Here is a 13,371-nt window from a genome sequence, read left to right as displayed (position 1 = left end):
TCCTTAATCCTGTTCATTTTGTTGTGCCTGTTGTGCGGCCTTTTTCGCTTTAGCACGTGCGATAGCGGCAGCAATAGCGGCTTTGCGCGGATCTGTTTCCGCTGGATTTTCATCTGAAATTTGAACCGCACTTTGTGCTGTTGCAGGTTCGGTAGAGGTTACGAGTTCCCCTTGCTGCGCCGCTTTTTTCGCTTTAGCACGTGCGAGCGCGGCGGCAATAGCAGCTTTGCGTGGATCCGTTTCCGCTGATTTTTCATTTGAAATTTGAACCGCACTTTGGTCTGTTACCGGTTCAGTTGAAGCTACGGTTTCCCCTTGCTGCGCGGCTTTCTTCGCTTTAGCACGTGTGATAGCCGCCGCAATGGCGGCTTTGCGCGGATCCGTTTCTGCCGGATTTTCATCTGAAATTTGAACCGCACTTTGTGCTGTTGCGGGTTCGGTAGAGGTTACGAGTTCCCCTTGCTGCGCCGCTTTTTTCGCTTTGGCACGCGCGAGCGCGGCAGCAATCGCAGTTTTGCGCGGATCCGTCTCTTCTGATTTTTCATCTGAAATTTGAACCGCACTTTGGTCTGTTGCCGGTTCGGTAGAGGCTACGGTTTCCCCTTGCTGCGCGGTTTTTTTCGCTTTGGCTCGCGCGAGTGCGGCAGCAATCGCAGCTTTGCGCGGATCCATTTCTGCCGGATTTTCATCTGGAATTTGAACCGCACTTTGGGCTGTTGTCTGCTCGGTAGAGGTTGCGGTTTCCCCTTGCTGCGCCGCTTTTTTCACTTTAGCACGTGCGAGCGCGGCAGCAATCGCAGCTTTGCGCGGATCCATTTCTGCCGGATTTTCATCTGAAATTTGAACCGCACTTTGAGCTGTTGCCGGTTCGGCAGACGCTACGCCTTCCGCTTGACGAGCTAATCTACGAGCCTTGCGTTGTGCCATGATGTCGCTATTGTCAGGCTGGATATGACCTTTTTCATCAATAAGGGTTTTTTGCTCAATTTGCGTATTTTCTGCAGCTTCAGCTTTTTTCGCTTTTAAACGTTCTAAGGCAGCGGCGACCGGATCGACGCCTTTTTGCTGTGCTAATTCTTCACGGCGTGCTGCGGCGGCTCGTTGAGAACGCGCTTTGCGTTCTTGTTCTTCCCGTTCTAGGCGGGCTTGGCGTTGTTCAAAACGGTTCTTCGCTTCTTCTGCTAATTTTGCTTTATGTTTAATTTCCCAAATTTTGGCTTTTTCTTGGCGGAAATATTGAATAAGCGGAATGTGGCTTGGGCAAACATAGGCGCACACACCACATTCAATACAGTCTTTGAGAGAATATTCTTCTGATTTTTCGTGATTTTCGCTTCGCGCAAACCAATAGAGTTGCTGCGGCATCAGTTTTACCGGGCAAGCGTCGGAACAGGCTGAACAACGGATACAGCTTTTTTCCGGTTCCGGTGGCGCATATTCAAAATGATCCGGTGCCAATAAGCAGTTTGCCACTTTGGTCATTGGCGCATTTAAATCAGGTAGAATGACGCCCATCATTGGACCACCCATGAAGACCGGGAAGCGGTTGTCATATTGGTAGCCCGTTTCGCGCAATAAATGCGAAATTGGGGTACCGAAGCGTGCCCAATAATTGCCTTTATTAGGAATTTTATCGCCGGTGAGGGTGACAACGCGCTCAATTAAAGGCTCGTCATCAAGTACGGCACGTTTAATGGCAAAGGCGGTTCCCACGTTTTGCATGAGTACACCAATGCTATAAGAGCGTTGTCCGCTTGGTACTTCCATGCCGGTCAGTACTTGAATGAGTTGTTTTGCCGCGCCGGAAGGGTATTTAGTCGGAATGACGCGGATTTCAATATCATTCGCGCCATGTAACGCACGTTCTAAGGCAGATACGGCTTCAAGTTTATTGTCTTCTATGGCGATAACGACTTTTTCAGGGCGTAAAATATAACGCAAAATACGCACGCCCTCGATGATTTCATTGGCATAATCGCGCATTAAGCGATCATCGCAGGTGATGTAGGGTTCACATTCTGCGCCGTTAATAATCAGCAGTTTAACCTGTTTTTCAGCAGAGTGAATTTTGGCGGCTGTCGGGAATACCGCGCCACCCAAGCCGGCAATACCTGCTTGATAAATTTTTTCAATCAGCTGTTCCCGAGTTTGGGTGAAAAAATCCTCGATTGGCATTTGTGGTCGCCATTGATCCAAGCCGTCTGCTTGAATATGTACGCAGGTTTCTGTCAATCCGGATGGGTGCGCTGCGACATAAGGCCCTACGGCAATGACCGTACCGGAGGTTGGCGCATGAATAGGTAAGGTGCGCCAGCCATCACCTTGTGTCAGTGGTTGTCCTTTGAGTACGCGATCACCGGGTTTTACCAATAGGTTTCCTGCTGTCCCGGCGTGTTGTTTTAGCGGGACATAAAAATCATCGGGCAGGGGGAGCGTGCGAATGGGCGTACCATTAGATTGGGACTTCATATCCGGCGGATGAATGCCGCCGTCAAATTCCCAAAGTTTGCCACTGTTGAAACGTGTTAATACATCCGCCATTTATTTCCCCACAATGATTTTCTTTTCAGCCGATGTGGTATCAACAATCGGAATCACTAAATTAGGATCGAATTTCCAATCCCAAGTATCAATATTTTTTTCTACTTTAATCATGGAAATACAGCTCGTTGGGCAAGGCTCAACACAAAGCTCGCAACCGGTACATAAATCAGGAATGATGGTATGCATGAGTTTATTGCTACCGATAATGGCATCCACCGGACAAGCCTGAATACATTTGGTGCAGCCGATACACATATTCTCGTCAATAAAGGCGACTTTCGGTGTAGGATCTTCTGCTAAATCGTCTGTTTCCGGTGGTTCAACACCAAGGAGTTCGGCAATTTTAATGACAGTTGGTCTGCCGCCCGGAATACATTTCGTAATTACCTCCCCGTTGGCAATAGCTTCTGCGTAGGGTTTGCAACCTGGATAGCCACATTGTCCACATTGGCTTTGCGGTAAAATCGCATCGATTTTTTCGACAATAGGATCCGCTTCGACTTTCAGTTTTACGGATGCAAAGCCCAAAATGGCGCCGAAAATCAGCGCCAATACAACAATGGCAATGAGAACATAATAGAAAGTCGCCATTATAGTTTCACCAATCCGGTAAAGCCCATGAAGGCGAGAGACATTAAGCCTGCCGTAATCAAGGCGATAGACGCACCGCGAAATGGCATCGGCACATCAGCGGCAACCAGACGCTCACGCAATGCGGCAAATAAGACTAAAACTAAGGCAAAACCGGCAGAGGCACCAAAGCCATAAGCCACCGATTCCGTTAAATTATGCGCAAGATTAACGTTTAATAACGCCACGCCAAGCACGGCACAGTTGGTGGTAATGAGCGGTAGGAAAATCCCTAATAAACGATATAACATTGGGCTGGTTTTATTGATCACCATTTCGGTGAATTGTACCACCACGGCGATCACCAAAATAAAGACGAGTGTCCGTAAAAAAGTCGCATTTAATGGCGCGAGAATATAATTATCCACTAAATAGGAGCAAAGCGCCGCCACTGTCAGCACAAAGGTTGTTGCCAAGCCCATGCCGATAGCGGTTTCGATTTTTTTTGAGACGCCCATAAAAGGGCAGAGTCCAAGGAATTTCACCAACACGAAGTTATTAATTAATGCCGTGCCGATGATCAGTAGAATGTAATGTGTCATAGCGTTCAATTCGTTCGTATAAGCGGTGTATTATCGCCATTTATGGGCTTAAGAACAATAAAAAATTGGGAGAAATTCTAGCAAAAACCACCGCACTTTTTTATACGTCGAAAAGCGTATTTTGGAAAAGTGCGGTGGAAAATTCGAGAGATTTTATTTAACGGTGATTTCTTTCTGGAGGAATTGAGCAAGATCAGGATGTTCAAACTGAAACCCTTGAGCTAGCAAATGTTGTGGTACGAGATTTTGACTGTCGAGTAATAAATTTGCACGTTCGCCGAGTAACATTTTCAACATAAACGCCGGAGCGGTTGCCATGTGAGGGCGGCGCAAGGTTTCACCTAATAACACATTAAATTCGGCGTTACGTATTGCATGTGGTGCAACGAAATTAAATGCGCCCCTGCAATCAGCATTTTCCAATAAAAATAAAATCCCACGCACCATATCTGCCAAGGCAATCCAACCCCAGAACTGTTTGCCGGAACCCAGTTTTCCACCTAAGCCACAACGATATAGCGGCAATATTTTTGCCAATGTACCACCTTTTGTACCAAGCACCATGCCGGTGCGCACGAGGCAGACTCGTGTCTTGGCTTTTAAGGCGGAGCCTTCCCACTGTTGGCATAAGCGCGCGGCAAAATGATTTGCCGGTGGCGTATTTTCATCAATCTGTTGTTCACCGCAATCACCGTAATAACCTGTAGCTGAACCGGAAATAAAACATTGCGGCGGATTGTCGCTACGATTTATCAGGTGTGCCAGTTTTTCTGTTAATGAAATGCGGCTAGATTCTAACCGCTCTTTTTGTGTGGTTGTCCAGCGACGAGAAAATATTGGTTCTCCAGCTAAATTAATGACAGCATCAAATTGATTAAAATGCTGAAAGTAATCCAATGTATTAATGAATTCAATGGGATAGGGGAGTTGTTGTTTGGCTTTTGCCGGATGGCGCACCAAGGCGGTAATTTGATGATTTTTCGCCAATAACGAAGGAATCAATGCGCTTCCGATAAAACCGGTGGCGCCAGTAATGAGAATTTTCATGCAGTTTTTCTGTTTTTGTCGCACTTAAAGGGTATTTTCGAATAACTCTTGAATACGCAACATTAAGTTATTGATGTCGGTTTCTTTGGTTGGTGTCACAAAAATGGTGTCATCCCCAGCAATATTGCCCAAAATGCCTTCCATTTTACTCACGGAATCCAGCAGACGCGCGATAAGTTGTGCTGCGCCCGGTGTTGTGCGAATGACGATCAGCATATTGTTATGATCAATGTCTAACACTAAATCTTTTAAGGAACTCCGCGTATTTGGCACGCTTAACTCACTTGGCAAGCAATAGACCATTTCCATACGGGTATTACGGGTGCGGACCGCCCCAAATTTACTGAGCATACGGGAGACTTTCGATTGATTAACCGTGCTAAATCCCATTTTGTGTAATTCGGTGACAATTTCACTTTGTGAACCGTATTTTTCTTGGCGCAATAGATCTTTGAATGCTTTTGTCAGGTTATCCGGATTTTCGTTTAACATGAGCCTTTCTCTTATCAGATTAAAGTGACTGAATTTTGCATAAAAATAGCGTTTTTAGCAAATAAATATTTACTTTATAAGGTGAAAGTGCGGTGGAAATTTAAGGCGTTTTTTATGACCTTTTTTACGGGGAAAAAGAAAAAATTTGAGTTAGATCGCACATTTGAATTTGTCTGTTTGAATTTAAACGTTGGTAGGCGTACAATTTTTACAAATTTTTAACTACCCATTTCTTACTACATGAGGAGAATGAAATGAAAGTTGCAGTTTTAGGTGCCGCAGGCGGTATCGGTCAAGCATTAGCATTATTGCTGAAACTACAGTTGCCGGCAGGTTCCGAGCTATCACTTTATGATATTGCACCGGTAACCCCGGGCGTTGCTGTGGATATCAGCCACATTCCGACCGCGGTTAAAGTGGAAGGTTTTGCCGGTGAAGATCCGACACCTGCATTAAAAGGCGCGGATGTCGTGCTCATTTCTGCCGGCGTCGCACGTAAACCGGGAATGGATCGCTCAGATCTATTCAACATTAACGCAGGCATCGTACGCAACTTAATTGAAAAAGTCGCTGTGGCCTGTCCGAAAGCATGCATTGGGATCATTACCAACCCGGTAAATACTACCGTTGCGATTGCAGCAGAAGTCTTGAAAAAAGCCGGTGTTTATGACAAACGTAAATTATTTGGCGTGACCACATTAGACGTGCTTCGTTCTGAAACCTTTGTTGCCGAATTAAAAGGCTTAAACGTTTATCGTACAACCGTGCCGGTGATTGGCGGACACTCCGGCGTGACCATCCTTCCTTTATTGTCTCAAGTGCCATACGCTGAATGGAAAGAGGAAGAAATTGAACCATTAACTAAACGTATTCAAAACGCCGGTACTGAAGTGGTGAACGCTAAAGCCGGTGGCGGTTCTGCAACCTTATCTATGGCTCAAGCCGCCGCCCGTTTTGCGAATGCCGTAGTACGCGGATTACAAGGCGAAACGATGGTTGAATGTAGCTATGTCGAAGGCGATGGTAAATATGCTCGCTTCTTTGCTCAACCGGTTCGTTTTGGTAAAGAAGGCGTAGAAGAAATTCTGCCAATTGGTAAACTCAGCGCATTTGAGCAACAAGCGTTAGATGCTATGTTGCCGACATTACGTGCAGATATTGAATTAGGCGAAAAATTCGTTAATCCATAATTCAACTGGAAAATAAAAAATCCCCGTAGCCCTAAGGTTATGGGGATTTTTTGTCGGATGTAAATAAAAAGTGCGGTCGAATTTGACCGCACTTTTATCCTTTGGAAAGCAGAAATTAATCTACTTTTACAATCCAGCCTTCCGGCGCTTCTACGTCACCGAACTGGATGCCGGTAAGTTCTTCGTAAAGGCGTTTAGTGATTGGACCCACGTCAGTTTCTGAATAGAAAACGTGGAAGTCATCGCCATATTGAATGCCGCCGATAGGTGAAATAACAGCAGCCGTACCGCAAGCGCCCGCTTCGGCGAATTGGTCTAATTCATTGATATAGACATCCCCTTCAATGGTTTCCATGCCTAAGCGTTCTTTGGCCAAATAAAGCAGTGAGTATTTGGTGATACTTGGCAAAATGGATGGCGAAAGTGGCGTGATGAATTTGTTATCGCGTGTGATACCGAAAAAGTTTGCCGCGCCCACTTCTTCAATTTTGGTATGGGTTTTCGGATCAAGATAAATGGCATCGGCAAATTTGCGTTCAGCGGCAAGTTCATGTGGTAATAAACTTGCAGCATAGTTTCCGCCCACTTTGACGCCACCGGTACCATGTGGTGCAGCGCGGTCATAATCGGTTACCAAGAAATTAGACGGTTTCATACCACCTTTGAAATAGGCGCCTACCGGGCAACAGAAAACGGAGAAAATGTATTCCGGTGCGGGGCGTACGCCGATGTTTTCACCGACACCGATAACGAATGGACGAAGATAAAGTGTGGCCCCGCTACCATATGGCGCAAGCCATTTTTCGTTGGCTTTGACCACTTCTTTACAGGCGCGGATAAATAATTCTGTCGGAACTTGTGGCATTAACAGGCGATCGCAGGTGTTTTGCATACGTTTCGCATTTTGATCAGGACGGAAAAGGTTGATTGAACCGTCTTTGCAACGGTAGGCTTTTAATCCCTCGAAACATTGTTGTCCGTAATGCAGAGCGGTGGAACCTTCGTGAATGTGCAATGTGCTGTCGGTGGTTAATTCACCATTGTCCCATTTACCATCTTTCCAATGAGCGATAAAGCGATAATCTGTTTTGATATAACTGAATCCGAGATTTTTCCAATCAAGTAAGTCTGACATGGTTTTTCCTTAATGTAGGTTGCAATTTAAGTCGTTTTTAATCTACACCATTCCATCAGGATTGAAAATATTTTAGTCGTAAAAACAAATGAAAAGTTTAAGTGGGAAGACTCTCGTTTAGGGGAGAGGAATAGGGCAGGAAATAACAGCAGAACTATGTTAAAATCGCCCATAAAAAACACCGCTCTTTTGGGAGCGGTGTCTGGCGAAAATGCCGAATATACAGGAAATGAAAAGAAAAAGTAACTTTCGTTACTTTGGTTTGGAAAAACCAAACAATATGCAAACACAACATCATACTTAATTCGAAAATCTTAACAGTTAAGAAATTGTGACTTAAGTATGGTTTCATTTTAAGTAGAATAAGTATAACGGGCAAAAGAGATTTTTTTATTAGATTGATAAAAAAAAGTAATCTGATTTAAATTTTTTCTAAGAAATGAATCATTGGGAAATAACATGTATAAACGTTTGCCACCTTTAAATTCGCTAAAAGCATTTGAGTCTGCCGCGAGATTTTTAAGTTTCACGAAAGCGGCAGATGAATTATTTGTGACGCAAGCAGCGATTAGCCATCAAATAAAAATTTTGGAAGATTTCTTAGGCGTTACGTTATTTAAACGTAAAAATCGTGCGCTGGAATTAACCGATTTTGGCAAAGCCTACTATGCGGACATCACCAAAATTCTGCACCGTTTAGCGGAGGCGACGGATAAATTATTCGCCTTAAAAAATGATAAACATTTAACCATCAGCGTGCCGCAAACCTTCGGTATTCAATGGTTGGTGCCACGTTTAAGTGAATTTAATAAATTGTATCCCGACATTGAAGTACGTTTAAAAGGCGTCGATCAAGATGAAGGCTTGCTTAGCCAAGACATTGATATTGCGATTTATTACGGCAAAGGCAACTGGGATAACTTACAAGTGGATCGTTTGGTGGAAGAGGATTTATTGGTGCTTGCCGCACCGAAATTATTGGCACAAAAACCGATTCATCAGCCACAGGATTTAAAACATCATACCTTGTTGCACATTCATACTCGCGATAATTGGCAACACATGGCGAATTATTTGGCATTGGAAGAATTGAATATTCAGCAAGGCCCAATATTTAGTCATACTTTCATGGCGTTGCAAGCGGCAATTCATGAACAAGGTATTGTGCTTGCCAATCGTATTTTAGCGCAACAAGAGCTGGACAACGGCAATTTACAACCGGTATTTGATACCCATTTGCGGGATCCGAAATCCTTTTACGTGGTCAATCATTTAGATAACAGTAATGATGAGCGCATTGTGGCGTTCCGTTCCTGGATTATTCAAACCATTAACCAAGAAGAAAATAAACAAGAAAATGAATAAGTTGGCATTATATTGTCGAATGGGATTTGAGCGCGAGTTGGCGGCGGAAATCACCGATAAAGCAGCAGAAAAAGGCGTCTTTGGCTTCGCCCGTGTGACCGAAAACAGCGGCTATGTAATTTTTGAATGTTATCAGCCCGGCGAAGCGGATTTATTAGCGCGAGAATTGCCCTTTCAACAACTGATTTTTGCCCGCCAAATGATCGTGGTTTCCGATTTGCTGACGGATTTACCACAGCAGGATCGTATTACCCCGATTCTTCAACAATATCTGCAAATTGCGGAAAGCATTCCGTTAACAAACAGCAATGAATTATGGGTGGAAACCGCCGATACGAATGAAGCGAAAGAGTTACTTGGATTTTGCCGTAAATTCACTGTACCACTGCGCCAAGCGTTGAAAAAGCAAGGCTGGCTAAATGCAAAATGTAACTTAAAGAGCGGTCTGACATTGCATGTTTTTTTCTTACAAAATAATACTTGTTATGTGGGCTACTCCTACAATCACAATCATGCTGCGCACTTAATGGGCATTCAACGCCTAAAATTCCCTGCCGATGCACCAAGTCGCTCTACATTAAAATTGGAAGAAGCCATTTTGAGTTTTATTCCGCGCCAAAAAGAAGCGGAATTGCTTAACGAAACCATGTATGCCGTGGATCTCGGCGCTTGCCCGGGCGGTTGGACATATCAGTTAGTGAAACGTGGTTTATTTGTATATGCCGTCGATCACGGCAAAATGGCAGCCAGTTTGCATGATACGGGACGCATTGAGCATTGTGCGGAAGACGGCTTTAAGTTTCAGCCGCCGAAACGACGTAAAATTGATTGGCTGGTGTGTGACATGGTGGAGCAGCCAAGCCGAATTGCCGAGTTAATGGTGAAATGGCTGTTGAACGGTTGGTGTCACAGCATGATCTTTAATTTGAAGCTACCCATGAAAAAACGCTATGCGGAAGTGCAACAATGTCTGCAATTTATTGCGGATAAATTGTCGCAGCAAGGGTTAAAATTCCAGTTACAGGCAAAACACCTGTATCACGATCGGGAAGAAATCACGGTTTACTTGCGTTTGCTATAAACGATTAGCGTGAAGTAAAACTTAAAAATTTTTGTTTTTTATACCGCACTTTGTGCAAATAATTTGTAAAATAACCGCGCTATTTACGCCAAAGTGCGGTTGTTTTTTTCGCTATTTATGATGGGAGACAAGTATGCGTTGTCCTTTTTGTTCGACAGAAGAAACCAAGGTGATTGACAGTCGTTTGGTTTCTGACGGTTTTCAGGTGCGCCGCCGTAGAGAGTGCGGTCAGTGTCACGAACGTTTTACGACCTTTGAAACGGCAGAACTAATTGTGCCGAAAGTGATTAAAAATAACGGCAATCGTGAGCCGTTTAATGAAGATAAATTACGTCGAGGCATTCAACATGCCTTGGAAAAACGCCCTGTGAGTGCGGACGATGTGGAAAAAGCCATTAGCCGTATTATTCATAAATTGCGCGCGACCGGTGAGCGCGAAGTGCCGAGTAAATTGGTGGGGACGTTAGTGATGGAAGAATTAAAGAATTTAGATAAAGTGGCGTATATCCGTTTTGCCTCCGTCTATTTGAGTTTTGATAACATCAACGAATTTAGCCAAGAAATCGAAAACTTAAAGGATCATTGATGAACAAACCATTTAGCCCGCAAGATGCCGCTTTTATGCAACTGGCGCTTGATTTAGCCAAACAGGGCGAATTCACCACAACGCCAAATCCTTCTGTGGGTTGCGTCTTGGTGAAAGACGGCGAGGTTGTCGGCAAAGGATTTCATGCTAAAGCCGGTGAGCCGCATGCGGAAGTGATGGCATTACGTGAAGCCGGTGAAAATGCCCGTGGTGCAACAGCTTATGTCACCTTAGAGCCATGTTCTCATTTTGGGCGTACGCCGCCTTGTGCGAAAGGCTTGGTTGAAGCAGGCGTGAGTAAAGTGATTGCTGCGATGTGCGATCCGAACCCACAAGTGGCGGGCAAAGGGTTACAGATTTTAAGCGATGCAGGCATTGAAAGTGCGGTGGGATTATTGGAAGAAAATGCCGAACAGCTAAACAAAGGCTTTTTGAAACGCATGCGTACCGGCAAACCTTTCGTACAGTTAAAACTGGCCATGAGTATTGATGGCAAAACCGCCATGGCAAGTGGCGAAAGCAAATGGATTACCGGAGCACAGGCAAGAGCGGATGTGCAGCAATATCGTGCCAAAGCTTCCGCGATCTTATCGACTTCACAAACGGTGCTGGCGGATGATCCCAGCTTAAATGTGCGTTGGGAAGAATTACCGTCTGACGTAAAAGCCGACTATCCGCAAGAAAAATTACGCCAACCGGTGCGTGTGATTTTGGATTCTAGCCATAAAGTGCGGTCCGATTTTAAGGTGTTTTCAACGGAATCACCGGTTTGGTTGGCGGGAGAAGAGGATTATTCGCTGACAGATTTTCCGCCTTTTACTGATTATTTAAAATTAAATCGACACCAAGGCGAAAGCCGCTTGCAGGCATTAATGGCTGAGTTAGGCAAACGCCAAATTAACACCCTTTGGGTGGAAGCGGGCGCGACGTTGGCGGGCGCATTAATTGCTGAAAATCTGGTGGATGAACTGATTATTTACATGGCGCCAAAATTACTAGGCGATCAAGCCAGAGATTTATGCCATTTGCCTAATTTAACTCAACTAGCTGATGCGCCTTTATGGCAACTACAATCTTGCGAGCCTGTTGGCGATGATCTCAAATTAATTTATATAAGAAAATGAGGAACTGATGCTAAAGAAACTTTTTCATTCGGCGATTATCGGCTTGGCTTCTGCTGCCGTGATTTTATATGTCATGCCTAAAATCACTGACTCTCAACATGATGTTGCTTCTTATCGGGATGCTGTGCGTATTGCCTCGCCTGCCGTGGTGAATGTTTATAATCAAGCCTTTACTTCCTCTTCCTCTCAGTTTCAAGTGAATAACTTGGGGTCCGGCGTGATCATGTCGAAAGACGGCTACATTCTGACTAATAAGCACGTGATTCAAAATGCCGATCAAATTGTGGTGGCATTGCAAAATGGCAATATTTTTGATGCGGCATTAATTGGTTCCGATGCGTTAACGGATTTAGCTGTGTTAAAAATCAAAGCGGATAACTTATCCACGATTCCACAAAATCCTAATCGACCTGTGCATGTGGGCGATGTGGCGCTGGCCATTGGTAATCCATACAATTTGGGGCAAAGTGTGTCGCAAGGGATTGTTAGTGCGGTAGGGCGTAGTGCGGTCGGTGAAGCGCTGGGGCGCCAAAACTTTATCCAGACCGACGCGTCCATTAACCGAGGTAATTCCGGCGGTGCGTTAATTAATTCTGCCGGTGAGCTATTGGGTATCAGCACCTTGAGTATCGGCAAAACCGCCAATGAAATTGCGGAAGGCTTAAATTTTGCCATTCCCATTGATTTGGCAAACGACGTTATGAAAAAAATTATTCGTGATGGACGTGTCATTCGTGGCTATTTTGGCGTACAAACGGATATTTTATTTAGCAATGGGCAAGGGGCATCTGCGCAAGGTGTGCTTATCACCAGCATTATTCCGAATAGCCCGGCAGCAAAAGCCGGGTTACAGGCAGGCGATATTATTCTGAAAATCAATGAAGTTGAGGCACGTTCACCGGCAGAAATGATGAAACTTATCGCGGATGTGCGTCCGAATACACTGGTTCAGGTTGAGATTTCCCGCTTGGGCCAAGTGTATAAGATTCCGGTAGTTATCGAAGAATATACTTTTAATTAATGGGTTGTGACATGGAACAAATTAAAACCAGTCATTTTTTCGCCTGTTTGGATCGCTTAAGATTGATTCAGCGCTGGTCGCTTATGCGTAATATTGAACGAGAGAATTTGGCGGAGCACAGCTTGCAGGTGGCATTTGTTGCCCATGCGTTGGCGCTGATTAAAAACCGTTTTTACGATGCCCAACTCAACGCGGATCGTATTGCCGTGATGGCGATGTATCACGACACCTCGGAAATTTTCACCGGCGATTTGCCTACACCAATCAAATATTTCAATGAAGAGATTACGCACGCCTATAAACAGATTGAAACAGCGGCTGAGTTGCATTTAATGAGTTTACTGCCGGAAGCATTACAAGCCGATTTTTTACCCTATTTGGATACTCAATGTTTTGCTGAGGAAGAAAAGCACATTGTGAAACAGGCGGATTTAATTTGTGCTTATATTAAGGTGAAATTTGAGCTGGAAAACGGCAACCAGGAATTTAAATCGGCTAAAGTGCGGTTAGAAAAATTGATGGATCAATGGCAAAGCCCCGAAATGGATTATTTTTTGCAGGTATTTGTGCCGAGTTTCGGCAAATCCATTGATGAAATTACGTTGTAAATTTGA

General features: G+C 44.5%; 13 protein-coding genes. 7 read left to right on the top strand and 6 right to left on the bottom strand.

Annotation, left to right across the window (positions count from 1 at the left end; all coding sequences use genetic code 11):
* Positions 1-3: 3 nt before the first annotated feature.
* The 5 genes from rsxC to argR all read right to left on the bottom strand — a co-directional run bounded on the left by rsxC (position 4) and on the right by argR (position 5,255).
* Positions 4-2,541, bottom strand: coding sequence for an electron transport complex subunit RsxC (rsxC, locus tag DK415_RS03670; RefSeq protein ID WP_109432511.1), 2,538 nt, complete (start codon positions 2,539-2,541; stop codon positions 4-6).
* Positions 2,542-3,135 carry an electron transport complex subunit RsxB gene (gene rsxB, locus DK415_RS03665; protein WP_109432510.1) on the bottom strand — a complete coding sequence of 198 codons (594 nt, stop codon included), beginning with the start codon at positions 3,133-3,135 and terminating at the stop codon, positions 2,542-2,544.
* Positions 3,135-3,716: an electron transport complex subunit RsxA gene (gene rsxA, locus DK415_RS03660; protein ID WP_006718494.1), complete on the bottom strand. Its 582-nt coding sequence runs from the start codon at positions 3,714-3,716 to the stop codon at positions 3,135-3,137. Before rsxA ends, rsxB begins: the two co-directional genes overlap by 1 nt.
* Before the next feature lie 153 nt (positions 3,717-3,869).
* Complete coding sequence (locus DK415_RS03655; protein WP_109432509.1) at positions 3,870-4,763, bottom strand: TIGR01777 family oxidoreductase; 894 nt, start codon at positions 4,761-4,763, stop codon at positions 3,870-3,872.
* 24 nt (positions 4,764-4,787) lie between these two features.
* Positions 4,788-5,255 carry a transcriptional regulator ArgR gene (argR, locus tag DK415_RS03650; protein ID WP_109432508.1) on the bottom strand — a complete coding sequence of 156 codons (468 nt, stop codon included), beginning with the start codon at positions 5,253-5,255 and terminating at the stop codon, positions 4,788-4,790.
* A gap of 254 nt (positions 5,256-5,509) precedes the next feature.
* Between argR and mdh the strand changes: the two genes are divergently transcribed.
* The gene (gene mdh / locus DK415_RS03645) at positions 5,510-6,445 is read left to right on the top strand and encodes a malate dehydrogenase (protein ID WP_109432507.1); all 936 of its coding nucleotides are present in this window, start codon (positions 5,510-5,512) and stop codon (positions 6,443-6,445) included.
* A gap of 115 nt (positions 6,446-6,560) precedes the next feature.
* On the opposite strand, the gene DK415_RS03640 is transcribed toward mdh, so the two are convergent.
* The gene (locus DK415_RS03640) at positions 6,561-7,580 is read right to left on the bottom strand and encodes a branched-chain amino acid aminotransferase (protein ID WP_006718485.1); all 1,020 of its coding nucleotides are present in this window, start codon (positions 7,578-7,580) and stop codon (positions 6,561-6,563) included.
* Positions 7,581-8,039: 459 nt separating this feature from the next.
* On the opposite strand from DK415_RS03640, the gene DK415_RS03630 reads away from it, so the two are divergent.
* From DK415_RS03630 to yfbR, 6 genes are all read left to right on the top strand, one after another.
* A complete protein-coding gene (locus DK415_RS03630; protein WP_109432506.1) occupies positions 8,040-8,945 on the top strand; it encodes a transcriptional regulator GcvA in 906 nt (301 codons plus the stop codon).
* Positions 8,938-10,026 carry a 23S rRNA (cytidine(2498)-2'-O)-methyltransferase RlmM gene (gene rlmM, locus DK415_RS03625; protein WP_109432505.1) on the top strand — a complete coding sequence of 363 codons (1,089 nt, stop codon included), beginning with the start codon at positions 8,938-8,940 and terminating at the stop codon, positions 10,024-10,026. Before DK415_RS03630 ends, rlmM begins: the two co-directional genes overlap by 8 nt.
* A 133-nt stretch (positions 10,027-10,159) precedes the next feature.
* Positions 10,160-10,612: a transcriptional regulator NrdR gene (nrdR, locus tag DK415_RS03620; RefSeq protein ID WP_006718479.1), complete on the top strand. Its 453-nt coding sequence runs from the start codon at positions 10,160-10,162 to the stop codon at positions 10,610-10,612.
* Complete coding sequence (gene ribD / locus DK415_RS03615; protein WP_109432504.1) at positions 10,612-11,736, top strand: bifunctional diaminohydroxyphosphoribosylaminopyrimidine deaminase/5-amino-6-(5-phosphoribosylamino)uracil reductase RibD; 1,125 nt, start codon at positions 10,612-10,614, stop codon at positions 11,734-11,736. Before nrdR ends, ribD begins: the two co-directional genes overlap by 1 nt.
* A gap of 7 nt (positions 11,737-11,743) precedes the next feature.
* Entirely contained in the window at positions 11,744-12,757 is a 1,014-nt protein-coding gene (gene degS, locus DK415_RS03610; protein ID WP_109432503.1) for an outer membrane-stress sensor serine endopeptidase DegS, read from the top strand.
* Positions 12,758-12,768: 11 nt separating this feature from the next.
* Positions 12,769-13,365, top strand: a complete 597-nt coding sequence (yfbR, locus tag DK415_RS03605) for a 5'-deoxynucleotidase (protein ID WP_109432543.1) — start codon at positions 12,769-12,771, stop codon at positions 13,363-13,365.
* The last annotated feature ends 6 nt before the right edge of the window (positions 13,366-13,371 follow it).

The sequence above is a fragment of the Aggregatibacter segnis genome, assembly GCF_003130075.1.
GTDB lineage: Bacteria > Pseudomonadota > Gammaproteobacteria > Enterobacterales > Pasteurellaceae > Aggregatibacter > Aggregatibacter segnis_A.
The sequence above is the reverse complement of the archived record's forward strand: the minus strand, read 5'-3'. Positions and strand labels throughout refer to the sequence as shown.

Bases quoted from the DNA above. Each gene is read 5' to 3' on its own strand.
- rsxC (WP_109432511.1), bottom strand. From the start codon at position 2,541: ATGGCGGATGTATTAACACGTTTCAACAGTGGCAAACTTTGGGAATTT.
- rsxB (WP_109432510.1), bottom strand. From the start codon at position 3,135: ATGGCGACTTTCTATTATGTTCTCATTGCCATTGTTGTATTGGCGCTG.
- rsxA (WP_006718494.1), bottom strand. From the start codon at position 3,716: ATGACACATTACATTCTACTGATCATCGGCACGGCATTAATTAATAAC.
- DK415_RS03655 (WP_109432509.1), bottom strand. From the start codon at position 4,763: ATGAAAATTCTCATTACTGGCGCCACCGGTTTTATCGGAAGCGCATTG.
- argR (WP_109432508.1), bottom strand. From the start codon at position 5,255: ATGTTAAACGAAAATCCGGATAACCTGACAAAAGCATTCAAAGATCTA.
- mdh (WP_109432507.1), top strand. From the start codon at position 5,510: ATGAAAGTTGCAGTTTTAGGTGCCGCAGGCGGTATCGGTCAAGCATTA.
- DK415_RS03640 (WP_006718485.1), bottom strand. From the start codon at position 7,580: ATGTCAGACTTACTTGATTGGAAAAATCTCGGATTCAGTTATATCAAA.
- DK415_RS03630 (WP_109432506.1), top strand. From the start codon at position 8,040: ATGTATAAACGTTTGCCACCTTTAAATTCGCTAAAAGCATTTGAGTCT.
- rlmM (WP_109432505.1), top strand. From the start codon at position 8,938: ATGAATAAGTTGGCATTATATTGTCGAATGGGATTTGAGCGCGAGTTG.
- nrdR (WP_006718479.1), top strand. From the start codon at position 10,160: ATGCGTTGTCCTTTTTGTTCGACAGAAGAAACCAAGGTGATTGACAGT.
- ribD (WP_109432504.1), top strand. From the start codon at position 10,612: ATGAACAAACCATTTAGCCCGCAAGATGCCGCTTTTATGCAACTGGCG.
- degS (WP_109432503.1), top strand. From the start codon at position 11,744: ATGCTAAAGAAACTTTTTCATTCGGCGATTATCGGCTTGGCTTCTGCT.
- yfbR (WP_109432543.1), top strand. From the start codon at position 12,769: ATGGAACAAATTAAAACCAGTCATTTTTTCGCCTGTTTGGATCGCTTA.